A 1,513-nucleotide genomic window follows, 5' to 3' on the forward strand; every position below is an offset into this window, starting at 1 on the left:
CTGAGCGCGTCGACCCGCAGCGCCCGGCCGACGGCCTCGCGGTCGTGGCCGGGCACCACGAGCTTTAAAGAACGCTAGTGAACTGTATAAGTATCTATCACATATAATGTTGCTTTCAGATATTTTGGGGAAAATTTCTGAAGTTATCTGATAAGTTCTATCAGCTGCAGCCAATAAAGCAATCGAATACATATTGGGCGCAATACCATTATCCAAATAATCTCTAACTCTTTTATCATTTCTATAGTAATCTGTTGGTTGTTTTGTTGTAAAAACTTTAAGTTTTTTATTTTCAAACCATTGATGTAACATATCAATTTGAGTTGTTTTTCCTGAACCGTCAAGTCCTTCAAAAACTATTAATAAATTTTTCATAGCATTCCTCCATTGATAGTATTGTACCATAACTTGAAAGCACTTATATAAATTAACATAGAATAAATTACGGGTTAATGAACAATAAATGCAAATGATTTTAATAATCTTAATAAGAAAAGAAGAGTGTTCAGAAAATGACCATTTTCTGAACATCTGATAAAAAAGGAAAAACGATTAGAACGCTTTTCTTTTTTATGTCTATTTATTTGATAATAGTCCAAAAACACTAAACAGGCTTTTAGTGATCCTTGCCTTCAATCGTTTCGATATCGCCTTTGCCGTCACGGGACACGATGGCCTTGATAGCGGCAGTGATGCCTAAAACATCATCATCCAATGACAACGCTGGTGTTTCCGGACGAGTGACAACCTGTTCCGGCAAAAATGGAATATGCATGAAGCCGGCCTTAATATCGGGAAACATCTTATCCCGCATATACTGTACCTGATAAAAAATGTGGTTGCAGACGTAAGTGCCTGCTGTGTTGGAGACTGCTGACGGAACACCAGCTTCCCGAATGGCTTTGGCCATGGCCTTAATTGGTAACTGGGTAAAGTAGGCATTCTCGCCATCGCCATGAATCGTGTGATTAAGTGGCTGATACCCGGCATTATCTTGAATCCGACCGTCATCCAAGTTAATCGCAACTCGCTCCGGCGTGAGTTCAAACCGGCCACCAGCCTGACCAATGCTCAACACATAGTCAGGCTTTTCTTTGGCAATAGCATCTTTAACGACATCGGCTGAAACATTAAACTTTGTCGGAATTTCCAATTTAACGATTTGTGCCCCAGCAATTTCATCCGGCAAACGTTTCACGGCTTCAATCGCAGGATTAATTTTATCGTCGCCAAAGGGATCAAATCCGGTAACAAGAATTTTCATGAGAAGATTTCCTTTCTAAAATGCCAAGAAGTACAGAAGCTATCGAGAAGTGTATCTTGTACCATCTTTAAGACGTTGGAGTCTTTGATGGGTAGGACAATTTGTTGCGCCATGATTTATATATACCTTTCTGAAATTAAATAATTAAACTTATAATAGGCTCCGCCTTTTTATGACCACATTAAAAAACTAAACAAAAAGAACACCATATAAATTTTGTACGTGGTCTTCTTTTTGCTTTGAATCATT

General features: G+C 38.9%; 2 protein-coding genes. Both read right to left on the bottom strand.

Annotated features, from left to right (window positions below; translation table 11 throughout):
- The coding region (gene tmk / locus ABZS58_RS51300) for a dTMP kinase (RefSeq protein ID WP_354792134.1) at positions 1-375 on the bottom strand (375 nt) is incomplete at its 3' end.
- A 241-nt stretch (positions 376-616) separates the two neighbouring features.
- A complete protein-coding gene (gene pcp / locus ABZS58_RS51305) occupies positions 617-1,264 on the bottom strand; it encodes a pyroglutamyl-peptidase I (RefSeq protein ID WP_014573651.1) in 648 nt (215 codons plus the stop codon).
- Positions 1,265-1,513 lie beyond the last annotated feature (249 nt).

This window comes from Dactylosporangium sp. NPDC005555, assembly GCF_040605635.1.
Taxonomy (GTDB): domain Bacteria; phylum Actinomycetota; class Actinomycetes; order Mycobacteriales; family Micromonosporaceae; genus Dactylosporangium.